The following is a 21,422-nucleotide window of genomic DNA, read 5'->3' as shown; positions in this document are numbered from 1 at the left end:
GGCGGAACGGCGGAAAACTTCAGGGGAAGTCATGAACTACCGACGCTGAGCAGGGTAACGGGATCAGTGTCCAGCCAGTTGGTGCGTGTGACGTTTCTGTTCACCACCGAAGGGCCCACCGCATGAGATCCGCCCGCCACCGCGCCTCCTCCCGTTCCGTCCGTTCCGCCAGCACCGGACTCGCCACCACCGCGACGACTGCGGCACAGCGGAAGAGGTGGCGCACCGGCATCCTCAGCCTCGGGGCGGTCGCCGCTCTCGGCGCCGGTGTGGCCGTCGGCCCGTCTGCGTCCGCGACGAACTCCTACACCGGCGACTTCAGCATGGACCAGCTCGATGAGCTGCTGAACAACGACATGATCCTCGACTACCTCGAGGTCTGCCGCAACGCCGACGGCTCCACCCCGGTGCCTGAGGAGGATTCGGAGGACGCACGCCCGGTGGCCGTCGCCGACTGTTCCCAGGCCACCGGTGACGGCATCGCCGTCGTCCTGCCGGACAGGATCGAGCTGGGGTCCGCCGCGGAGGACACCACGATCGACCTGGGCAAGGACATCAACCTCCTGGGACTGAAGTACGAGCTCGGCGAGCGGAATCTCTTCGAGATCCTCAGCGCCGCCGCTCTCGGCAGCGACACCATCAAGAGCATCGTCGGTGGGCTCGGCCTGCCGCGGATCGACCCGACGCAGCTCGGTAAGTACAGCACCTACGAGCAGGTCCAGGCGGACGCGGCGCTGCCGTTCAAGGCGGCCTACAGGGATGAGCGCGGGGAGTGCAACAAATGGTTGTGGAAGGTCTGCATCGGCTGGGAGACCGTCAAGGTCGAGTACGACGGCAACCTCGAGAAGCGCACCAACGCCCTGAAGATCGCCGAGTACCTCACCGGCAAGAAGTACGACGCGTCCAAGCCGGTCGAACTCCCCGACATGGACAACAACGGCCCCCGCGGTTCCGCGACGATCGCCGGTGACGGCATCAGTGTCGCCGCCGCCATGCGCGACGGCAATGCCCTGGCCGAGGCCAAGAAGCTCTTCGGCCTGCCGGCCGCTGCACTCGCGGGTGCCGACAACGGTCGCAGCTCCGTCGCGCACGCCACCCTCGGCGTCTCCACCGCGCTGAACATGGACACCAACGAGATCGGTCTGACCTGGTTCGGCCAGGCACTCGACCTCACCAGGCTCCGCCATCTGGGCGTCGAGAAGTACGCCGGCGAGGACGTCATGGATCTCCTTGACACCGCCGAGAACCTCGACATCCCCAAGCTCAAGGAGGTCTCCTGCTTCGGCATCTCCGCGTCCGCCACCGCTGAAGGCCTCGGCTCCTGCACAAACATCCTGGGCACCTTCGACCGCTACGAGGACCTGCGCGACCCGGTCGTCGGCGAATCCCGCCAGACCCAGTGGGGCCTGACCGACCTGTCCTCCCTCGTCCTCGGTAATGATGCCCTGGTCAAGCAGCTCACCGGGGACGCTGGATCCACCCCGTTCCTCGACGACCTGATGACCAACATCACCAGCGAGGAAGGACGCCTGAAGTTCGCCAAGGACTTTGTCCGTCTGACCAGGAACGTCACGACCGAGGAGGTCGAGGTTCCGGTGCTCGATGACGAGGGCAACCCACTCCTCGACGAGGACGGTGACGCAGTCACCGAGAAAACCACGCGGCAGACCACGGCAGCCTGGTTGACCTCGGACTACGGTCTGCGCGAGCCGGTGACCGTGGAGTGGTTCGGCCACCGCGTGGTCTTCTTCCCGGGTGTCGACGTCAACGGTTCGACCCGTCCGAACCTGCTCAGTCTGCCGCAGATCGAGAAGATCGCCGACGATGCCGACACCGGCCTGCTCCCCAAGGTCAGTCTCGTGACCTGGGACAACGCCTTCGGCCTGGGCACGGTCACCCTGGACGATCTCACCCGTCCGGACCGGATCTTCACGAACTGGGCCAAGAGCATCACCCTGCCGTCCGATCTGAAGTGGATCGGCGATCTGCTGGGTCTCGGCAAGGATGATGAATCCGCCGACGATGCAGAGGACGGCACCGGCACCTGCGACACCGCTGACGGTACAGACGAGTCCGGGGAGTCCGGGGACAATAAGGACTGCGGAGAGGAAGCAGCCGGCCGATCGGCTGACGGCTCAGGTTCCGCTTCCGACGGGTCTTCCACGTCCACCACGCCGGCGGGCCAGGGCCTGGACGAGGACGACGCCACCAGCCGGCGCTCCGGTGAACCCACCGACACGACCGTGACCCGTCCGTCCGCCGGGACTACGGCACCTGCGGAATCGGGCGGTGCCACCGACCCCTCTCCCGGGTCGACCGCCGCGTCCCCCACCCAGGATGACGAGCCGACTGACGAATCCGGTGCCACCAGCGGCGAGCCGGTCGACGATCCCGCTGCGGACGCTGCGGACACTGCGGACACTGCGGACACTGCGGACACTGAGGCCACCTCCTAGTCACTCCCCCTTGTCGGCACCAGAACCGAGCGTGCTGCAGTGTCGCTACCGGTACCGGTAGCTGCACTGGTACCGACACGTGTACCTGCACAGATGTTAGAGAACTACTTCTCGTCCTTCACCGGCTTCCCGGTGGTCTCGTCGCAGTCCTTGGAGAAGGTGTGGCACACGCCGGTGACCTCGTCACCGTCGAGCGCCGGGTAGCCCTGCCCCGCCACTTCACGACCGGAGTAGTCAAGGCCGCCGGACGTCGCATCCTCCGTCGACGCTGCCTCGGCGGAGTAACTGAGCATCTTCGTCGGCTGCCTGTCGGCGAGAGCACCTTCGACCGAGAAGCAGTCGTCGATGTCCGGCGTCCCGGCGGCGGCGACGGCGCCACGGGAGAGGACGTGTTTGATTGATGAGGTGAACGTCATGGGGAAGAGTAGATTATACGGCTGTTCATCTCATGTTAAGAACCTCGTACTTCTACGCTCATAACCGATTCACCGGTCGCCCGTAGCTTCCTGCAGCATGACCGTTTCACGAACAGTTCTCGCCGCCCTCGGCGCCTCCACCCTCCTCGTCACCGCCGCCTGCAGCAGTGGGGATGACGACAGCACCGACAGCACTGCCACTGCGGCGTCCTCCGAAGCCGGCACCCTCGCCGAGCGCTCCGCCGACGGCGACATCACCACCAACGGTGGTGCCCGACGCCTCGACGGCGACCAGACCGACTACATCCGGGACGCCATGCGCGACGCCGGCGCGAAGAACGTCATCCTCCTCATCGGCGACGGCATGGGCGATTCCGAGATCACCGCCGCACGTAACTACGCCGAAGGCGCCGCCGGCCAGTTCGCCGGCATCGACGCCCTCCCCGTCTCCGGCCAGTACACCCACTATTCACTGAACAAGGACGGCTCGCCGAACTACGTCACCGACTCCGCCGCGTCCGGCACCGCCTGGGCCACCGGGACGAAGAGCTACAACGGCGCGATCGGCGTCGACATCCACGGCGAGGCGCAGCAGAACCTCATCGAGAAGGCGAAGGACGCCGGCCTGGCCACCGGAAATGTCTCCACCGCCGAGATCCAGGACGCCACCCCCGCCGTCCAGGCCGCACATGTCGGACAGCGCAAGTGCTACGGCCCGGAGGACACCGAGAAATGCGGCGATGACCTGCTGGAGAACGGGGGCTCCGGCTCCATTTCCGAGCAGATCCTCGGCACCCGCGCCGATGTCACCCTCGGTGGTGGCGCCGAAAGCTTCGGACAGACCGCCAAAGCCGGCGACTGGGAGGGGAAGACCCTCATCGAGCAGGCCACCGAACGTGGCTATCAGCTGCCGACGACCGCCGCCGAGCTCGACGAGATCACCGCCGCCGACCAGGACGCCCCGGTCCTCGGCCTGTTCAGCGACGGCAATATGCCGGTACGTTGGGAAGGTGAGAAGGCAGTGAAGGAGGGCTACCTGCAGCCCGCGGAGACCTGCACCGACAACCCGGAGCGCACCGCCGAGGTGCCGCTGCTCGCCGACATGACCTCCAAGGCCATCGACCTGCTCTCCGAGAACGACAACGGCAAGGAGAACGGCTTCTTCCTGCAGGTCGAGGGCGCCTCGATCGACAAGGAGGACCACGCGGCGAACCCCTGCGGACAGATCGGTGAGACCGTCGACCTCGACGAGGCGGTGCAGAAGACCCTCGAGTTCGCGGAGGCCGACGGCGAGACCCTCGTCCTCGTCACCGCCGATCACGCGCACACCAGCCAGATCGTCGCCCCGGTGTCGGAGGAGGACATCGAGGGTATCGCCGAGGACGCCGGCGTCTCCGTCGAAGAGGCCCGCGCCTCCGTCTACCCGGGCCTGTCCCGCAACCTCACCACGAAGGACGGCTCGGAGATGACCGTCGCCTACGCCACCTCCGACAACCAGGACACCACCAACCAGGGTCATACCGGCTCCCAGCTGCGCCTCGCGGCCTACGGCCCGGGCGCGGCAAACGCCACCGGCCTGACCGACCAGACCGACCTGCACTTCACCATCGCGGACGCACTGGGGCTCGAGGACTAGTTGTAGTTCCCCCGGACGCGGTCACCGACCCACACCGACCGCCACACTCTACCCCTGCCATCATGTGAACATCTTGTTTCACATGGTGGCAGCGTCCTACAGTCACCCCATGACGTTCAAGAAACTCAGCGGCATGCTGCTCTTCCGCATTGTGGCCGCCATCGTGCTCGGCATCCTCTGCAGCCTGTTCTTCCCGGACTGGCTGGGCCGCGTGTTCGTGACCTTCAACGGACTGTTCAGCAACTTCCTCGGACTGTTCATCCCGGTCCTCATCTTCTCGCTGATCACCCCGGCGATCGCCAACATCGGCCGCGGCGCAGGCAAGTGGCTGGGCCTCACCGCCGGCATCGCCTACGCGTCCACCATCATCTCGGGTCTCATCGCCTTCGGTGTCGCCTCGGCGTCCTACAACTGGCTACTCGGCGACAAGTCACTCGACACCCTCGACGACATCGACGAAGGTGCCCTGACCACCTACTTCGACATCGAGATGCCCGCACCCTTCGAGGTGATGACCGCCCTCATCCTCGCCTTCTGCATCGGCCTGGCGATGACCGCGGTGCGCTCCGAGGTCCTCCGTGCCGGTGTCAACGAGCTCGAGGGCATCGTCATGAAGGTCATCAAGGTCTTCGTCATCCCGCTGCTGCCGCTGTTCGTCTTCGGCACCTTCCTCGGCATGGGCATGAACGGCACCCTGCTGGACGTCATCGGCGCCTTCATCAAGGTCCTCGTCCTCGCCGTCGTCATGACGATCCTGCTGGTCATCGCCCAATACCTGGTCACCGGCGCGATCACGAAGACCAACCCCTTCAAGGCCCTCTGGACCATGATGCCCGCCTACGCCACCGCGCTGGGCACCTCCTCCTCCGCCGCGACCATCCCGGTCACCCTGGAGGCCACGAAGAAGAACGGTGTCTCCCCGAACGTCGCCGGTTTCACCGTCCCGCTGTGTGCGACGATCCACCTCGCCGGATCGATGATGAAGATCAGCCTCTTCGCCCTGGCCGTGATCCACATGTTCGACATGGACGTCTCCGCCGGGAAGTTCATCGGCTTCCTGCTGCTGCTCGGCATCATGATGATCGCCGCCCCGGGTGTGCCCGGTGGTGCGATCATGGCCGCCGTCGGCGCTCTCGGTGACCAGCTCGGCTTCGACCAGGAGCAGATCGCCATCATGATCGCCGCCTACATCGCCATCGACTCCTTCGGCACCGCGGCCAACGTCACCGGCGACGGCGCGATCGCCCTGATCGTCAACAAGATCTCCGGCGGGCAGCTCGGCATGGATTCCCGCGAGGCGGAGATCACCGAGGCCGCCGCCGAGTCCATCACGGACAGCCGGAACTGATCGGAAACTGACTCTGAACTGATCAGGACGCCACGACCGCCCCGTCACGCAGCGTCACCACGGCATCCGCCAGATCGAGCTGGCTACGGTCGTGGGTGACGAGGACGGTCGCCAGTCCGAGTTCGTCGGTGAGTCCTCGCAGCAGCCCGACGATCGTGCGGGAGAGCGCGGCGTCCAGTGCCGAGGTCGGTTCGTCGGCGAGCAGCACCCGGGGGGATCCGGTGAGCGCGCGGGCGATGTTCACCCGCTGGCGCTGACCACCGGAGAGCTGGTGGACGCGGCGGTCGCCGTAACCGCCCAGGCCGACGCGCTCCAGCAGCGCATCGGCCTTTCTCTTCTCTGTGGCACCGGGACGCCTGCCCTGGATGTGGTCGACGATGAGCAGCTGTTCGCGGACCCGTAGCGAACTGAAGAGATTCGCGGACTGGAAGACCATGCCGGTGCGGTCGCGGTGCACCTGCCCGCCGTCCGGGACGGTGAGTCCGGCGGCGACGGAGAGCAGTGTGGACTTGCCGCAGCCGGACTCACCGACCACCGCCGTGACGGTGCCCGGCGCGGCGGTGAGCGAGACATGGTCGAGGGCGGTGACGGTGCGGTCACCGTCGGGGTAGCGGACGCTGACGTCGGTCAGGGTGAGTGTGTTCGTCATCAGGATGTCGCCTCCATGGCGATACGGGGATCAGTGGACAGGACGCGGCGGGTGGCGATGAGTGCGCCGACCACACCGAGGATGAGGACGCCGAGGCCGGGGACGACGACAGTCGAGGCGGACAGACTGAAGGGCACCATGGACCCGGCGACGGTGCCGAGCCCCAGCCCGGCGAGTGCGCCGACCGCCACCCCGGCGGCGACGACCACCACAGCCTGGCCGAGGGCGTCACGGAAGACATAGGCCTTCGTCGCCCCCAGTGCCCGCAGCACGGCGATGTCGCGGGTCCGCTGGATCGTCCAGACAGACAGGAAGGCCACGATGACCAGCGCAGAGATGCCGTAGAGCAGTCCCTGGATCGCGACCAGGGAACCACGCTCCGAGGTGTAGGCGCTCAGCCCGGAGAAGGAGTCCTTCACCGTGAGGGCGGTGGTGCCGGTGGAGGCTGCGGTGGCGTCCCAGTCGGCGGGGGAACCGTCAGCCATGAGCACGGTCGGGTCATCGGTGTGGGCGACGGCCTGCCAGGTTCCGAGGTCCACCAGCGCCACCGGAAGGTGACTGTACTGCAGGTCCGGGGCGGTGGAGGAGGCAACCGGGACGTCGACACCACCCAGGTCGACGGAGGTGGCGTCCCCGGTGATGTCACTGAGATCCGCGGGCAGCAGCACGGCGTCGGCGGGCACCGTCGCCCCGTCCACCGTGGTCCCGGCGGGCAGACCGAAGACGGCGACGGTTCCGGTGGAGCGTGTCCCGCCGTCACTGGCGGTCATCCTGGTCTGGGTGATGCCCAGCGGCGTCACGGCGTCCACCCCGGTGGTCCCTGCCCAGGTGGTCGCGGCGTCCTGTCCGACTGAGGATCCGGTGAAGGAGAAGGAGCCGTCTTCACCGGTGGTACCGATGAATCGGTCGGGGTGGAGAGCCTCGAGGGCGGAGGTGTTCTGCTTCCCCAGGCCCGCGGTGAGTCCGGTGAGCATGACGATGAGCAGGGTGACGAGTCCGACGACGGACCCGATGAGGATGAATCGGCCGGTGGCGGCGCGGATGTCCCGGAATGCCAGGTACACGGCATTCTCCTTTCTGTTGCTGAGTCCCATGCTTCGCCCCGGGACGCTGCGGCACATCGCCCCGGCGGGTGGTCTGTTTCTCAACCGATCGGTCGATCCCCCGGCCCCGTCGCCCGCCCTACGCTGGAGGTCGTGACCACCCCGCTTGCCCGACTGCTGGAGACCCTCCGGCTCGCCCTGCACCTTGTCTTCGCCGCCCTGCTCGTCGTCTCCCTGGTGCAGTTCTTCGCCTCCGACGCCGCCGACGCCTCCCCCGCCCGCCGGATCGCGGTCATCATCCTCACTGCCCTGCTGGCTGTCGTGTATCTCGCGGGGACGGTGGCCGGACAGACCACCCACGGCCTACGACGGTTCGCCCTGCCCTGGCTCACGGTGGTGCTGGGTCTGTGGCTGGTGCTCGTCGTTCTCTCGGCAGACGCCGTGTGGCTGCTCTTCCCCCTCGTCTTCGTCGTCCTGTCGCTCACCGGGTCGGTCGCCGGGGCGCTGGCCGTCGTCGGATGCTGGGTGGTGGCCGCCGGTGTTCCGCTGATCACCGGGCAGCGCAGTGGTGTGGGCGGCGTCCTCGGCCCGGCGATCGGCGTGCTCTTCGCCGGACTGGCCTACTGGACCTACCTGCGGCTCACCCGCGAGGTCGAGCACCACCGGCAGGTCGCCGAGCAGCTCGTCGCCACCCGCGACCGGCTGCTCGCCGCGGAGAACCAGGCAGGACGCCTCGCCGAGCGTGAGCGGCTCTCCCGCGAGATCCACGACACCCTCGCCCAGGGTTTCAACTCTGTCCTGCTGCTCTCCCGCGCCGCCCGGACCGCCATTGACCAGGGGCGGACCGGGGACGCCACCGACCAGCTCAGCATCATCACCGCCACCGCCCACGACAACCTCCTCCAGACCCGGGTGCTGGTCGCCGAGGGCGCCGAGGGCGCCGAGGGCACTGAGAGCACTGCCGCTGTGACTGCGACACCCCTGGCTGCGTCCTTACGCCGGCTCACCGGGGACGCGGCCCGGCGTGCCCGCGCGCTGGGGGCGTCCACCACGGTCGACCTCGACGCCGGGGAGGAGGAGGCGACGGCGCTGCCTGCCCCGGTCGCCGAGGCACTGCTGCGGGTGGCGCAGGAGGCGGTGACGAATGCAGTGGACCATGCCGGGGCGTCCCGCATCCGGGTGACGCTCGGGGTGTGGGACACTGAGGCGACCCTCGACGTCTTCGATGACGGCTGCGGCTTCGATCCGGCATCCGTGCAGCGTACCGAGCTGGGCGGCTACGGCATCGCCGGGATGCGGGACCGGGTGACCGCCCTGGGCGGCGAGTTCACCGTGGACTCCACAGTCTCCGGCACGGTGGCAGGCACAGTGGCCGGCACAGTCGTCGCCGTGCGCGTGCCGACCGGGGTGATGCAGCCGTGAGCGGTCCTGTGCGGGTGATGCTCGTCGACGACCATCCTGTGGTCCGCGCCGGTCTGCGGGCGATCCTCGACAGCTTCGGCGACATCGCCGTGGTCGCCGAGGGAGCGGACGGTGCCGCTGCGGTGGACGCCGATGCCACGACCGTGGATGTCATCGTCATGGACATCCAGATGGCGGGGATGGACGGCATCACCGCGACAAAGGCACTCGTCGCCGCCGGCGGTCCCCCTGTGCTCATCCTCACGACCTATGACAGTGAGGCGGACATCGTCGCGTCACTCGCCGCCGGGGCCCGCGGCTACCTGCTCAAGGACGCCCCGGAAACTGACCTCCACCGTGCGGTGATGTCCACGGCCCGAGGTGACCCGACCTTCTCCCCCGAAGTCGGTGCAGCCCTGGCCCGACGTGTCGGCCATCCGGACCTGGCACTGTCGCGTCGGGAGACCGAGATCCTCCGGGCGTTGGCGACAGGTGCGTCGAACCGGGAGGTGGCGTCCTCCCTGTTCATCTCCCCGGCGACGGTGAAGACCCACCTGATACACATCTACCGGAAACTCGGGGTGGACAACCGCACCGCCGCGGTGACCGAGGCGCAGGTCAGGAAGCTGATCTAGCTGACTCCGCCGATACGGCTCAGCGGCCAGACCTTGAACCGCGCCTTGCCGACGATGTCGTCGACCGGGACCGAACCGCCGTCCGCGGTATCCTGGTGGTAGCGGGAGTCCTTGGAGTTGGTGCGGTTGTCGCCCATGACCCACACGGCGTCATCCGGGACGGTGACCGGCCCGAAGTAGGGACCGCCGCAGGCCTCGGAACCGGAACGCGGATCGACGTTGTACGCGGGGGGATCGAGGATGTAGGAGTCGTCGACCTGCTGGCCGTCGACCATCACGCCCTCATCTCCCTCGAGGCACTGCACGGTCTGCCCACCCGTGGCGACGACCCGCTTGACCAGCGTGTACTCGTCGGGGGCGAGGAGACCGACGGCGGAGAGCGCGTTCTGCCCCGCCTTGATCACCGCATTGTCGGAGCGGGACGAGCTCCAGCCGTCCTCCCAGCCCTCGGGGGCGGCGAAGACGACGACATCGCCCTGCGACGGATCGCTGAAGCGGTAGGAGACCTTGTCGACGACGATGCGGTCACCCGTGCACCCCTCACAGCCGACGAGCGTGGGTTCCATCGACTCCGAGGGAATCTGGTACAGGCGTCCCACAAAGGTGTTGACCAGGCCGAGGATCGCCAGCGCCACCACGATGGTGACGGTGTACTCGACCCAGGCGGGGCGCTTCTTCTTCGCGGTCGTCGCTGACCTGTCCGTCACGGCAGCGTCGGTGTCCGTCACGGTCTTGTCGTCGTTGTCGTCACTCACCCGTGCCACCCTAGTCGGTGGCCGTGGCCGGGACGTCGCTGAACGCGAACCAGCGTCCGCGGACGCGCTCGAGCTGCACGTCCATGTCATAGAGGACGCCGAGGTTCTCCGCGGTCATGACCTGCTCCATCGGCCCGGAGGCGAGCACGCCACCGTCCTTGACCATGAGCACGTCGGTGGTGGACGCCGCGACCTCCTCCACATGGTGGGTGATCAGCACAGTGGTCAGCCCGGGCATCGCGGCGCGGAGATCGTCGACGACGCGCAGCAGGGTCTCGCGTCCCGGCAGGTCGAGGCCGGTGGAAGGCTCGTCGAGCAGCAGCATCTCCGGCTCGGTGACCAGGGCGCGGGCGATGAGGGTGCGGGCTTTCTCGCCCTGGCTCATCTGACGCCAGGTGCGGTCGGCGCGGTGGTCCATGCCGACGAGGGTGAGCAGTTCGGCGGTGCGTGCGCGGTGGGCGTCGGTGTACTCGAAGCGCTGAATGTACCCGTTGGAGCCCGAGACACCGGAGAGCACCAGCTCCTCGGCGGTGAGGTCGTCGAGCCGCTGCTTCGGGTCGACGTAACCGATGCGCTTCTGCAGCTCCTGGACAGCGGTGCGGCCGAGTTCCTCGCCGAGGATCTGCACCGTGCCGGTCGTCGGGTAGAGGCGTCCGCCGGCCATCTTGAGCATGGTGGACTTGCCGGCGCCGTTGGGGCCGAGCACCGCCCAGTGCGTCCCGGTGGGGATGGTGACGCTGAAGTTCTCGACGAGGGTGTTCGGTCCGCGGCGGATCGTGACGTCGTCGATGACGATGGCGTTGGTGTTCGGCGTGGTGCTTGCGCTGGTGGTGCTCTCGGTCATGGCAGGGCACGTTACTCCGCACGCTATTTCCCACCTAACGGGCATCATTGTCCCACTGTTCGATATCTTCCCGCATCCCTCGCCAGCATTCCTCGCCGGGTCGGGCACCCCAGGGCGGAATGGCGCCGCCAGACCAACCCGCGGCACCCGACCCGGGCACGACCGGACCCGGGTGCGACCCGAGGGGGTGGTTTCAGACAGTTCAGGACCATCCGGTCGAGTCGCATCCGGCGCCCCACCTCAGACCTCCACCTCGCGGCCCGACCACTCCCCCGCAGCGTCCTGCGTGAAGACGCGCAGTCGCCCGTCAGCGATCCACAGTTCCTCACCGCACCACGAGACATGAACCTCGTAACCCGCCACCGGGACACTCAACTGCACCTCGCCGGTGAACGGGTCGATGAACTGCCAGGTCCGCCGCGGCGATCCGTCCGCGTTCCTGGCGGCCGGGCCCCTGATCTCCCCGCCCAACCACGGTCCGACCTGCACCGTATTTCGAGCGTGCCAGGGCATCCGGATTCGCCGGATGACCTCCAGGTCGGCGTCCCGCAGGGTCAGCACATCCCCCCACCCGGTGACGACGCGCCCGTCGAAGATCCACAGCTCATAGACCGAATCCGCCGGATCGACGAGCCACCTCAGCGTGCCGTCCCCATCGACCCTCCCCAGCCGGGGACGCACCGGCCAGGCCTCCCCGTCGACCCAGTTCTGACCGAAGACGATCCACCCGCCGTACGGGTCCGCGCAGGTCTGCCACTGGTCGACCTCCGCCGGAGCCGCCGGTGGCCGGGCGACCTTCCCCGGCGACCTGACCACGACGTCCCCGTGGTCGGCGTCCTCGATGCGGAACTCCTCGTCGCCGGCGCGGACCAGCAGCGCGCCCCCACCAGTCAGCGAGAATCTCTGGCGCACCACCAAAGGCAGCAGCACCCGGCGCGACTCACCGGTCGCCAGGTCCGTCCGCCACACCGCGGGCAGACCGTCGGGATCCGGACGCCACAGCACCCGCGCACCCCCGTCACCGGTGATCACGAACTCACGGACGGCCTGCGGGGCGCACCCGCTCGGCACCGGTCCGACCTGCGGCGGTTCCGCCGCATCCAGATCAAGGGTGACCTGCAGGAACTGCTCGTTAGCGACCCACGGCCCGTCGTTCCACCAGAAGCGGTCACGGCCACCGGCGGACTCGAAGCGTCCTCGCGTAGCGTCGGTGCCTTCCGCCGGCGGGTGATGTTCGACCGTGTACCCCAGTTCGATCCGGTGGACGCGTCCCCGCGTCGGCGGCACCCTCACCCGGTCGTAGGGGTCCGTGTAGAGCACCCCTGTGACCTGGACGTATCCTTTCACCGGCCGGTTCGCGTCCCACTGGGCGGACCAACCGTCGCCGCGCAGGACCGTCTGCCAACGGTAGCCCCGCCCCTGGTCGGACTGGTCGACGGGCGCGGCGTCCACCAACGGTTCCGCCCAGGCGGTCACCGTATGCGGCTCCACACCGGCCCACCGCGGACGCTCGTGCGTCATGAGCCGGTCGCTGTCCCCGTCCTCGGAGAAGTGCAGGCGGAGATCACAGGTTCCGCCCCGCTCAATGCCGCCGTCCTCGTCGAGGACCACGACGACCTCCAGGCCCCGGTGGCTCTCCGGGAGCGGATCCGGGGCCGCCGCCTCCCACTGCACGACCTCCGTAGCCAGGCTGTCGCGGTTCAGTGGGGTGGCCTCTTGAACTTCGTCACTCTCCGTGAGCGTCCGGTGCTGCCGCCCCACCGGTTCCGGACGCCGTGGCGTCCCGTACCTGCCCTCGTCCCAGGTGAAGGTGCCGGCGGGCAGGGCGGACGGAAACTGCAGTTCAGAGAGATGTCCGCCGCCGTCGCCGATCTCCACCGACAGAAGGACGCCGGTGTCGGCGTCCACCGTGAGCGCACGCGGCACCTCCGAACCATCGGGGAAGCGGGTGGCGAGCGCGGGGACGCGGTGGGCGGGACGTCCTTCATGGGTGACATCCGTGACCGGCCCTGCGGGCAGGGTGGACGCGAGGGACCTCGCCAGCAGTTCGCGGTCGACCATCCAGGTCGCGGAACTGACCACGTTCGGGGAGGACGCCGCGTCCAGCGGATCCCCGTCGGTCATGACGACGGTGCGTTTCCCGTCGATGAGCAGGCGGGGCACGTCGTGCTGCGAGTCCGCTTCGGTGACCAGGAGTTTCCGCCCGTCACGGAAAACCCGGTACTCCCCGGTGGCCAGGACCACGGTGGCCACGCGTTCGCCACCCATGACCCAACCGAACTGTGAACCGTCGAAGTCACCGTGGAGGGTGAGAGTGGCGGTGACGGGGACGTCCATCCCGCGCTGGATGAGGGTCCGGAGCTGTGACCAGTGCATCATGAGCGCCACCCTACCGGCGGCATACCGACGGGACGGGCTCCGGCCACTCGTTCAGACCACCGCAGGACTACCGCGGTGCACGTGTGCATGGGGCACGTGGCCCGGGGATATGCCACCGGAAAACATCACCGTCACGCCGACCACACTTCCGCGAGTTTCCCAGGGTGGTCCTACTTCGTCTCATTGGGGTGATGCGTATGCACCTCGCGGATCAGCACCTGACCTCGCCGCCCCTTCGCCGGTTCCACCACGATGTACCAGATCCGTGCGCCCCCCTGGACCGTCGGTTTGTACTGCCAGAGGGCATGTTCCTTCCCCTGGTACGTCACTGTTCCCAGGTCGTCCCGGAGCGGATAGCACCGCCGCCCGTCCGCAGCCGTAGGCGTGGCCGTCAGAAACTCCCAGGCATCAACCAGCGGCCCCGGGATCGATGCCCCTAAATCCTGCCAACCGGACCTGGCCTGGGTGGTGAGAAGGATGATCTCATAGTCCGACCTGCGCAGCGGGCGTTCAACCCGCGTTTTCTTCCCCACTAGAGTTACTCCGGCCGATCGACCGGTTCCGGCTCGGCGATCCACTCGAGCGCCTCATCATCAGCCGGCACGATTCCGGCCGCACGGTTCTCGGCGGTGCCCCGCCAGGAGCCGACTGCGACCTGGAATGCCGCGTAGTTGGAGACACTCGCCGCAGCTTCCAGCTTGGCGAACAGCTCCCGGACGAACTCCGCCTGGCCGGCATCCGAGAGGAAGTCCATCCACGGGAACACCCGGCGGGCGGCCTTCTCACGACTGCCGAGTTCAGCATAGGCGTCCAGCAGGCGCAGTGCCGTGAAGAGTCCCTCGTCAGGGCGCCGGTACTGGTCTGCGCTGATGAGGATCAGATCGGTGTCCGCTCCCCGGCGGACGAGGCGCACCGGCCCGTGGGATGCCTTGTCCGCGACATTTCTCGAATCACGGGATACATCGGACCAGGGAACGGCCTGTTCATGTGCCCGGTACTCTGCGGTGGTCATGGTGTCAGCGTAGCACCAATTCTGAACTAGTTGTGAAGTGTTCGTAGGTTCTTCCGTACCTGGGCGGGCGCCAGGTCGAGTGCCGGGTCGGGCGCCTCAGGGTGGAATGACGCCACCAGACCAACCCACGGCGCCCGACCCAGGTGAAACGGCTCCGTCCCGGCCCCGCCGGCACCCCACCGACCTGCCTCCAGCTGAAGTACACGGACGCGTTTCAGCAGATCATCGCGTCGGCGAAAGTTTTCTGGAGGGAGTTTTACGGAACCGGTTGTTGTCTACAAACTTATATCGTATCGTCGACTGCATAATCTGGAACGGGTGCTACAGATCACAGTCAGTGGCACCACGGGAGCGGAATCACAGCCGTACCCCGACCACCACGAGACGACCGACGACGACCGACACTGCCCCGCTACGCAGTAGCCCCGGAGGGAAACCCCATGACCACGACCAAACCCCGGCCGACCGGAAGTTCCGGTTCCGCCGACGACGCCGACGCCACCTACGAGCACCACCTCACCGCCGACGAGCAGAAGTGGATCGACAAGAAGAAGTACGCCTGGATCTTCTCCATCGTCCCCGCCGCGATCCCCCTGGTCATCTGGGGTGTCGCCGAGTGGATGAAGGCCATCGACGCCCCGGTGTTCTTCGCCCACGCCTCCTGGTTCCTCGGCCCCATCGCCGTGTTCATCCTCATCCCCATCGGTGACTTCGTCCTCGGCCGTGACGGTGAGAACGCCCCCGAGGAGTTCGTCCCTCAGCTCGAGGAGACGAAGTACTACCGCATCGTCTCCTACCTCTACTTCCCGGTGATGCTCGCCAGCCTCATCCTCTGCTGCTGGCAGTGGAAGTACGGCGGCATGGAGTGGTACGACAAGCTCGGACTGGCCTGGTCCATGGGCATGACCTCCGGCATCGGCATCGTCGCCGCCCACGAGCTCGGCCACAAGAAGACCGGTTTCGAGCGCTGGCTCGCCAAGATCGTCCTCGCCGTCCCGGCCTACGGCCACTTCTACGTCGAGCACAACAAGGGCCACCACGTGAAGGTCGCCACCCCGGAGGATCCGGTGAGCTCCCGGATGGGCGAGAACGCCTACACCTACCTGCTCCGCTCCATCCCGCGTCAGATCCCGCGCGCCTGGAACGTCGAGAAGACCCGCCTGGCACGGTCCAAGAAGGGCCAGTTCAACCTCGACAACGACGTCTGGAACGCCTGGCTGATCACCATCGTCCTCTGGGTCGCCCTGGTCATCGGCTTCGGCATCGGCATCCTGCCCTACATGGTCATCCAGGCCGTCATCGGCATCGCCCTGCTGGAGTTCGTGAACTACCTGGAGCACTACGGCCTGCTGCGTCAGAAGCTCGAGGACGGACGCTACGAGCGCTGCTCCCCCGAGCACTCCTGGAACTCCGACAACCTCACCACCAACATCTTCCTGTACCAGTTGCAGCGTCACTCCGACCACCACGCGAACCCGACCCGCCGGTACCAGTCCCTGCGCTCGGACGTCTTCGCCCCGGAGCTGCCCGCCGGCTACGCGACGATGATCGCCGCCGCCGCCATGCCCCCCGTGTGGTTCGCGATCATGGACCGTCGGCTCATGCAGTACTACAACTACGACATCGAGCGGGCGAACCTGCACCCCTCGAAGGCCGCGAAGCTCCGCAAGAAGTGGAACCGCGTCGCCGCCAAGCAGCAGCAGACCGTGAAGGCGGGATAGCACCATGACCACCACCGCGAAATCCAGCCAGAAATCCACCCCGGACCTCGACGCCCTGCGCGCCGCCGGTGGCGGCAACATCCCCGTCACCGCCGCACCGCCGCAGAAGAAGACCGACCCGAAGGTGCACTACTCGATGTGCATCGGGCTGAGCGTGCTCGGCGTGGCCGTCATCGTGCTCGGCGTCCTCGGCATCATGGGAGTGGCGTACCTAGAGGAGTTCTACCCCTGGTCGCTCCAGATCTCCCTGTTCCTCCTGCTCCCGGGGATCGTGGGCCTGTACCGCGGCCCGGGCGAGCCCTCCACCCACGTCATCCCGCGGCCGAAGAACCGCAAGCCGATCGACCCGACCGCCGGTGCCGGTGGCGCGGCCGGACCGGCGCCGAAGCCCTGACCGGCATCCACGACCAAGATCCGCACCCCCGACTACAGAGAAGAGAACACCATGGCCGTCTACCAGTGCCCCGGCTGCGACTACCGCATCGACACCGCCGTCGGCGACAGCTCCGAAGGCTTCGCCCCCGGCTTCGACTGGGACTCCGAGGTCCCCGAAGACTGGTTCTGCCCCGACTGCGGCGTCCGCGACAAGGTCGACTTCGACCAGATCAGCTAGACCGGCCGGACCAGCGAGACCGGCACCTCCACGAGAAAGGAACCCATCATGAACACCTCCACCATCACCGACTACAAGATCTGGGAATGCGCCCAGTGCGGCTACATCTACGACGAGTCCAAGGGTGACCCCGAGGAGGGCTTCCCGCCCGGCACCCGCTGGGAGGACATCCCCGACGACTGGGAGTGCCCTGACTGCGGCGCCGCCAAGGCCGACTTCGACATGGTCCAGATCGGCTGACCGGGAAGGACCCCATGACACGCATCGCGATCATCGGCGGCGGCGTCGCCGCCCACACCCTCGTCAAGTCCCTGCTCACCGCACATCCGAAGGACGCCGCGGGCTCACCGGACGCCCTCACCATCGACGTCTTCACCACCGAGGAACACCCGCCGTACCGGCGTCCGGAAGTGAACAAGGGAATCCTCCTCGACGGGAAGTCCGCCGCCGATATCGCACTGCCCGGCGGAAGCTTCGAGACCCCCGGAGTCACCCTCCACCTCAACACCCGGGTCACCGCGGTGGACGCCGCGGCGCACACCCTCACCGCCGGAAACACCACCCACCTCTTCGACCAGCTGGTCTTCGCCACCGGCGCCGGCCCCCGCCTGCTGGAGGTCGAGTGGCTCGACGGGCGCGACGTGCACTACGTGCGCACCCCGGAGCACTCCACGGCCCTGCGGGACCGGCTGCTCGGGCTCACCGCCGAGGAGACCGTCGTGGTCATCGGCGGTGGCGTCCTCGGGCTGGAGGCCGCATCCGCGGCGTCCACCCTCAGTGAGGCACACGTCCACGTCCTCGAACTGGCCGACGAGGTCTGCTCCCGCATCCTCCCGCCGACCGCCTCACGGTGGCTGCGTGACCGGCACAGCGAGCACAACGTGACCTTGACCTGCGGCGTCTCCCCCGATGACCTGGCCGGCACCGTCGACGACCTCGCCCCGTCGGTGGTCATCGTCTCGATCGGCGCGGTCCGCGACACCATGCTCGCCGAGGACGCAGGGCTGGCCGTCGGCGAGGGTGTCGGCGGCGGCATCATCGTCGACGAGCAGGGCCGGACCGGCGTGCCCGGTATCTTCGCCGCCGGCGACTGCTCGGAGATCCACACCGGCGACGGACGCGTCCTGCGCCCGGAGGATGACGGCTCCGCCCGTACCCTGGCCGGCATCGTCGCCGCCCAGCTTGCAGGTCAGGACGCCGCGTCCTTCTTCGACACCCCGCAGAAGGGTTGGACGAAGCAGTACGGTCACATGCTCAACATCCTCGGAGCCACCGGTGCCCGTGACGGGCTCACCGAGCAGGTCGTGCTCGATTCGCCCGAAGAGCTGGTGGTCTTCACCGTGGATGCCGGAACGGTCGTCGGCGTCACCACGGTGGGACGCAGCCCCGAGGTCCGCTCGGCGAAGAGTGCGCTGGGTACGGTGCTGACCGCGTAAGTCCCCTACAGAAATGGAAATACTCACCTGATCAGGTACAGGATCCGACGTGATCGTGTACCTGAGCAGGTGAGTATTTCTCGTCAGGCGGCGCTACGCAGACTAGACCGTGCAGGACACGCGGGCCTGGGAGGCGATGAGGCAGACCGACTCGTCGGTGAGGACCCACTTGCCGTCCTTGGCCACGTAGTAAAGGTCGGCCGGCGGCTTGCTGCCCAGGCCCACCATCGACATCTGGATGGTGGCGGTCATCTGGTCACCTTCGACAGCCACCGGGTCGACCATCTCGTAGCGGAAGATCGGGACCGCACGCATCGCGGCACCGGCGTCCTTGATCGTCTGCACACCGTTCGGGTTGGCCAGGTTGGAGGCGATCGTGTCGTCCGAGGCACCCTGCGCGAGGATGGTCTGCATCTGGTTCTTCAGCTCGGCATTGGAAGGCTGGGCCGGGATGTCCGCGTCGACGGACTGGGCGGAGATGCCGCCCCCGTTGCCACCGTTGCCCTGCGAGTCCCCGGACCCGTCAGAGTTGTCGGAACCCGCGTCCTCGGACGGATCGTCGATCAGGGCACCGCCACCGCCGTTGAGCCGGACCGAACCGTTACCGGATCCGGTGGAGCCCGAGCCCGCAGCGCTGGTGGAGGTCGGCTTCGCACTGGTGGTGGCCCGCTGGGCGACGGTGGTGTTGTCGTCCTTCTTGGAGGTCACGCCGGTGTTCGTGGTGCCGTCGCCCTGGACCAGGGTGACCTGCGGGTCGTTGTTGTTGGCGACCATCACGGCCGCCCCCACGCCGATGACCACGGCCGAGGCCAGTGCCGACAGGCCGACGGACAGCGCGACGGTCGGCCATGCCACCGACCTGCCGGACTTCTCCTGCTGCTCGTCGTTGGCGTCGTCGTCGTCGGCACTGTCGACGCTGTCGTACCCGGTGTTCTCGGCCATTCAGTTCTCCTTGATGTGCGGGCTCGATGCGCCGCAGACTCCTCTGTCGCAGAGCATTGTAGTATAGCCTTGCCGAAGGACAACACAGGTTCACCCATTTACGGTCCGTGTTGATGATCACATATCCAGAGTTACTCTTGAGTGATGCGTGACGTGCCCCCGAACCACATCTCCACCAGTGTCTCCGGCCATGACCCCTGGACCGTCGAGACCTCCACCGGCGCCGTCCGTGGCCACCAGGTCAACGGCGCCGTCGCCTTCCGCGGCGTCCCCTACGCCGAACAACCCACCGGTGACCTGCGGTTCCGTCGGGCGGCCCCGCGCACCCCGTGGCGCGGCGTCCTCATCGCGACCCGTCCCGGCGACTACTGCGCACAGTGGCGCAACAAGTCCATCGGCTGGATCGGCAGCGAGAACTGCCTCTGGCTCAATGTGGTGGTGCCGCGGCCGGACTCCCGTGGGCCGGTGATCGACACCGGCGCCAGGCGCCCGGTGGTGGTGTACCTGCACGGCGGGTCGAACATCCACGGCTCCGCGGCCGAACCACTGCTCTCCGGCGAGTACTTCGCCGCCGCGACGGACGCCGTCTACGTCGCCGTGAACTACCGGGTCGGCATCTTCGGCCAGCTCGCGCTCGGCCTCGCCGACGATCTCGACGAGCACCGCTTCGACTCGAACACCGGCCTCTCCGACATCATCACCGCAATCGAATGGGTCCACGAGAATGCCGGACAGTTCGGCGGCGACCCGTCACGGATCACCGTGATGGGTGAGTCCAGTGGCGGCGCGATGGTCACCGCCCTGTCCGCGGTCCCGGCAGTGAAGGACCTGGTCCACGGGTTCATCGCCCAGTCCCCGGCCGCGGCGATGGTGCACACTCCGGCGGACGCCGCCCGCATCTCGGACACGGCACTGGAGGTCCTGCGCGGCCCGGACGATGAGAAGAATCCGCGTCCTGAAGGCGCCGGCCGGGACCTGCTCACGGCGTCCGCCGACGGGCTGGCGTGGCTCACCGAGCGGGTCAACGAAGCCTCCTGGGGTCAGTCCGGCATCGCCGGCGGGTTCGCCCCTGTCATCGACGACCTGCTGCCCGCCCACCCGCTGACCCCCGGCGCGCAGTCCGATATCCCGATGCTCATCGGCACGAACCTCGACGAGTACGTGCTGATGCGGTGGGCGTACCCGCGGGCGCGCATCTTCACCGCGGAGGCGCAGAAGTTCGCCGAGGATGTCGACCCGGCACACGGGCCCGGCGTCCTCTCAGGGTTGTACGGCAGCGGGAAGCGACGGGCGGACGCCGGACGCTTCATCGGCGACGCCCTGTTCACCGCCCCCTCGATGCGGATGGCTGCACAGCACCCGTCGGGCCGGGCGTGGATGTACCGGCTGGACATGTCCACTCCGTCGCTCAATGTCTCCGGCATCGGCGCGACGCATGCCCTGGACCTGCCGGTTCTCTTCGGACGCTACGATTCCGGACGCGGGCCCGGGGCTCTGCTGCTCGGTGGGCGTGACCGGATGGCGGCGACGACGGCCGTGATGCAGCCGCGGTGGAAGCGGTTCATCCACGACGGCGATCCGGGGTGGGAGCCCTACCCGGGTGACTACGCCACGCAGCTCTTCGACGGCGGCGAGAAGACCGTCGCCGACCCCTCCCCTGAGCTGCGCGAGGCCTGGGCTCCGGTGTCGCTGACCGGGATGCCGGTGTAGTTTCCTCTCTATAACATGTCGATTAAAAGATGATTCATCGACATATCCGGCCGAACATGCCTAAGCTGTCGACATGTCCGGATCCTTCGACCCGAATCTCCCCTTCAATAATCTTCCCGGCCTCCCTCCCAGCGTGGATGTGGAGAACCGGCAGATCCTCAAGGCCGCGATCCGGGCCCGCGAGCAACTCGCCGTCCTCAACACCTCCTGCCGCCTGATTCCGAATCCGGAGATCGTCACGACCACGATTCCGCTGCGGGAAGCGAAGGCCTCCACCGAGATCGAGAACATCGTCACGACCAACGATGAGCTCTTCCGGGCCAGCCAAGGCATCGACAGCACTCCCACTCCGGAATCCAAGGAAGCCCTCCGGTACAACACCGCCCTTCACGAAGGCAGGAAGTCCCTGCTCGAGCGACCTCTGTC

The 21,422-nt window shown here is 67.5% G+C and carries 21 protein-coding genes; 12 read left to right on the top strand and 9 right to left on the bottom strand.

Annotated elements, in window-relative coordinates; all coding sequences use genetic code 11:
• Positions 1-122: 122 nt before the first annotated feature.
• Positions 123-2,456 carry a hypothetical protein gene (locus CVA01_RS01865; protein WP_141328189.1) on the top strand — a complete coding sequence of 778 codons (2,334 nt, stop codon included), beginning with the start codon at positions 123-125 and terminating at the stop codon, positions 2,454-2,456.
• 104 nt (positions 2,457-2,560) lie between these two features.
• Here CVA01_RS01865 and CVA01_RS01860 read toward each other — a convergent pair whose 3' ends face one another.
• Positions 2,561-2,872: a hypothetical protein gene (locus CVA01_RS01860; protein ID WP_014008690.1), complete on the bottom strand. Its 312-nt coding sequence runs from the start codon at positions 2,870-2,872 to the stop codon at positions 2,561-2,563.
• A gap of 97 nt (positions 2,873-2,969) precedes the next feature.
• Between CVA01_RS01860 and phoA the strand changes: the two genes are divergently transcribed.
• Both phoA and CVA01_RS01850 read left to right on the top strand, forming a co-directional pair.
• Complete coding sequence (phoA, locus tag CVA01_RS01855; protein ID WP_141328187.1) at positions 2,970-4,508, top strand: alkaline phosphatase; 1,539 nt, start codon at positions 2,970-2,972, stop codon at positions 4,506-4,508.
• 109 nt (positions 4,509-4,617) lie between these two features.
• A complete protein-coding gene (locus tag CVA01_RS01850) occupies positions 4,618-5,856 on the top strand; it encodes a dicarboxylate/amino acid:cation symporter (protein ID WP_073884054.1) in 1,239 nt (412 codons plus the stop codon).
• 22 nt (positions 5,857-5,878) lie between these two features.
• On the opposite strand, the gene CVA01_RS01845 is transcribed toward CVA01_RS01850, so the two are convergent.
• Complete coding sequence (locus CVA01_RS01845; RefSeq protein ID WP_141328185.1) at positions 5,879-6,505, bottom strand: ABC transporter ATP-binding protein; 627 nt, start codon at positions 6,503-6,505, stop codon at positions 5,879-5,881.
• Positions 6,505-7,569: an ABC transporter permease gene (locus CVA01_RS01840; RefSeq protein WP_170209659.1), complete on the bottom strand. Its 1,065-nt coding sequence runs from the start codon at positions 7,567-7,569 to the stop codon at positions 6,505-6,507. Before CVA01_RS01840 ends, CVA01_RS01845 begins: the two co-directional genes overlap by 1 nt.
• 132 nt (positions 7,570-7,701) lie before the next feature.
• On the opposite strand from CVA01_RS01840, the gene CVA01_RS01835 reads away from it, so the two are divergent.
• Both CVA01_RS01835 and CVA01_RS01830 read left to right on the top strand, forming a co-directional pair.
• On the top strand, positions 7,702-8,970 hold the full coding sequence (locus CVA01_RS01835) for a sensor histidine kinase (RefSeq protein ID WP_141328181.1): 1,269 nt from the start codon (positions 7,702-7,704) through the stop codon (positions 8,968-8,970).
• Between the two features lie 17 nt (positions 8,971-8,987).
• On the top strand, positions 8,988-9,584 hold the full coding sequence (locus CVA01_RS01830; protein WP_141328551.1) for a response regulator: 597 nt from the start codon (positions 8,988-8,990) through the stop codon (positions 9,582-9,584).
• Here the strand turns inward: CVA01_RS01830 and lepB are convergent.
• From lepB to CVA01_RS01805, 5 genes are all read right to left on the bottom strand, one after another.
• Positions 9,581-10,339 (bottom strand): signal peptidase I, encoded by a 759-nt coding sequence (gene lepB / locus CVA01_RS01825; protein ID WP_141328179.1) that lies wholly within the window; start codon positions 10,337-10,339, stop codon positions 9,581-9,583. The genes CVA01_RS01830 and lepB overlap by 4 nt on opposite strands.
• Positions 10,340-10,349: 10 nt before the next feature.
• Positions 10,350-11,183 carry an ABC transporter ATP-binding protein gene (locus tag CVA01_RS01820; RefSeq protein WP_073884049.1) on the bottom strand — a complete coding sequence of 278 codons (834 nt, stop codon included), beginning with the start codon at positions 11,181-11,183 and terminating at the stop codon, positions 10,350-10,352.
• 240 nt (positions 11,184-11,423) lie between these two features.
• Entirely contained in the window at positions 11,424-13,562 is a 2,139-nt protein-coding gene (locus CVA01_RS01815; RefSeq protein WP_141328177.1) for a hypothetical protein, read from the bottom strand.
• A gap of 170 nt (positions 13,563-13,732) precedes the next feature.
• On the bottom strand, positions 13,733-14,095 hold the full coding sequence (locus tag CVA01_RS01810; protein ID WP_073884047.1) for a hypothetical protein: 363 nt from the start codon (positions 14,093-14,095) through the stop codon (positions 13,733-13,735).
• 5 nt (positions 14,096-14,100) lie between these two features.
• Positions 14,101-14,574, bottom strand: a complete 474-nt coding sequence (locus CVA01_RS01805) for a hypothetical protein (RefSeq protein WP_141328175.1) — start codon at positions 14,572-14,574, stop codon at positions 14,101-14,103.
• Positions 14,575-15,014: 440 nt separating this feature from the next.
• Between CVA01_RS01805 and CVA01_RS01800 the strand changes: the two genes are divergently transcribed.
• From CVA01_RS01800 to CVA01_RS01780, 5 genes are read left to right on the top strand one after another with little or no spacing between them, the layout of a single operon-like run.
• Positions 15,015-16,295 (top strand): alkane 1-monooxygenase, encoded by a 1,281-nt coding sequence (locus CVA01_RS01800; protein ID WP_141328173.1) that lies wholly within the window; start codon positions 15,015-15,017, stop codon positions 16,293-16,295.
• A gap of 4 nt (positions 16,296-16,299) precedes the next feature.
• The gene (locus CVA01_RS01795) at positions 16,300-16,689 is read left to right on the top strand and encodes a hypothetical protein (protein ID WP_141328171.1); all 390 of its coding nucleotides are present in this window, start codon (positions 16,300-16,302) and stop codon (positions 16,687-16,689) included.
• 51 nt (positions 16,690-16,740) lie between these two features.
• On the top strand, positions 16,741-16,908 hold the full coding sequence (locus tag CVA01_RS01790; protein WP_141328169.1) for a rubredoxin: 168 nt from the start codon (positions 16,741-16,743) through the stop codon (positions 16,906-16,908).
• Positions 16,909-16,956: 48 nt separating this feature from the next.
• Positions 16,957-17,148, top strand: coding sequence for a rubredoxin (locus CVA01_RS01785; RefSeq protein WP_141328167.1), 192 nt, complete (start codon positions 16,957-16,959; stop codon positions 17,146-17,148).
• Positions 17,149-17,162: 14 nt separating this feature from the next.
• Positions 17,163-18,344: an FAD-dependent oxidoreductase gene (locus CVA01_RS01780; RefSeq protein WP_141328165.1), complete on the top strand. Its 1,182-nt coding sequence runs from the start codon at positions 17,163-17,165 to the stop codon at positions 18,342-18,344.
• Positions 18,345-18,446: 102 nt separating this feature from the next.
• Here the strand turns inward: CVA01_RS01780 and CVA01_RS01775 are convergent, their stop codons facing one another.
• On the bottom strand, positions 18,447-19,286 hold the full coding sequence (locus tag CVA01_RS01775; RefSeq protein WP_141328163.1) for an MTB12 C-terminal domain-containing protein: 840 nt from the start codon (positions 19,284-19,286) through the stop codon (positions 18,447-18,449).
• 144 nt (positions 19,287-19,430) lie between these two features.
• Between CVA01_RS01775 and CVA01_RS01770 the strand changes: the two genes are divergently transcribed.
• Together CVA01_RS01770 and CVA01_RS01765 are read left to right on the top strand one after the other, a co-directional pair.
• Positions 19,431-20,996, top strand: a complete 1,566-nt coding sequence (locus CVA01_RS01770; protein WP_141328161.1) for a carboxylesterase/lipase family protein — start codon at positions 19,431-19,433, stop codon at positions 20,994-20,996.
• A gap of 73 nt (positions 20,997-21,069) precedes the next feature.
• The coding region (locus CVA01_RS01765) for a Fic/DOC family N-terminal domain-containing protein (protein ID WP_280528049.1) at positions 21,070-21,422 on the top strand (353 nt) is incomplete at its 3' end.

Source organism: Corynebacterium variabile, from assembly GCF_006539825.1.
GTDB classification, from domain to species: Bacteria; Actinomycetota; Actinomycetes; order Mycobacteriales; family Mycobacteriaceae; genus Corynebacterium; species Corynebacterium variabile.
Note: the sequence above shows the minus strand (reverse complement) of the source record. Positions and strands in the feature narration are given on the sequence as shown.

Excerpts from the sequence above, each read along its gene's own strand:
- CVA01_RS01865 (WP_141328189.1), top strand. The coding sequence starts at position 123 with ATGAGATCCGCCCGCCACCGCGCCTCCTCCCGTTCCGTCCGTTCCGCC.
- CVA01_RS01860 (WP_014008690.1), bottom strand. The coding sequence starts at position 2,872 with ATGACGTTCACCTCATCAATCAAACACGTCCTCTCCCGTGGCGCCGTC.
- phoA (WP_141328187.1), top strand. The coding sequence starts at position 2,970 with ATGACCGTTTCACGAACAGTTCTCGCCGCCCTCGGCGCCTCCACCCTC.
- CVA01_RS01850 (WP_073884054.1), top strand. The coding sequence starts at position 4,618 with ATGACGTTCAAGAAACTCAGCGGCATGCTGCTCTTCCGCATTGTGGCC.
- CVA01_RS01845 (WP_141328185.1), bottom strand. The coding sequence starts at position 6,505 with ATGACGAACACACTCACCCTGACCGACGTCAGCGTCCGCTACCCCGAC.
- CVA01_RS01830 (WP_141328551.1), top strand. The coding sequence starts at position 8,988 with ATGCTCGTCGACGACCATCCTGTGGTCCGCGCCGGTCTGCGGGCGATC.
- CVA01_RS01820 (WP_073884049.1), bottom strand. The coding sequence starts at position 11,183 with ATGACCGAGAGCACCACCAGCGCAAGCACCACGCCGAACACCAACGCC.
- CVA01_RS01815 (WP_141328177.1), bottom strand. The coding sequence starts at position 13,562 with ATGATGCACTGGTCACAGCTCCGGACCCTCATCCAGCGCGGGATGGAC.
- CVA01_RS01805 (WP_141328175.1), bottom strand. The coding sequence starts at position 14,574 with ATGACCACCGCAGAGTACCGGGCACATGAACAGGCCGTTCCCTGGTCC.
- CVA01_RS01800 (WP_141328173.1), top strand. The coding sequence starts at position 15,015 with ATGACCACGACCAAACCCCGGCCGACCGGAAGTTCCGGTTCCGCCGAC.
- CVA01_RS01795 (WP_141328171.1), top strand. The coding sequence starts at position 16,300 with ATGACCACCACCGCGAAATCCAGCCAGAAATCCACCCCGGACCTCGAC.
- CVA01_RS01790 (WP_141328169.1), top strand. The coding sequence starts at position 16,741 with ATGGCCGTCTACCAGTGCCCCGGCTGCGACTACCGCATCGACACCGCC.
- CVA01_RS01785 (WP_141328167.1), top strand. The coding sequence starts at position 16,957 with ATGAACACCTCCACCATCACCGACTACAAGATCTGGGAATGCGCCCAG.
- CVA01_RS01780 (WP_141328165.1), top strand. The coding sequence starts at position 17,163 with ATGACACGCATCGCGATCATCGGCGGCGGCGTCGCCGCCCACACCCTC.
- CVA01_RS01775 (WP_141328163.1), bottom strand. The coding sequence starts at position 19,286 with ATGGCCGAGAACACCGGGTACGACAGCGTCGACAGTGCCGACGACGAC.
- CVA01_RS01770 (WP_141328161.1), top strand. The coding sequence starts at position 19,431 with ATGCGTGACGTGCCCCCGAACCACATCTCCACCAGTGTCTCCGGCCAT.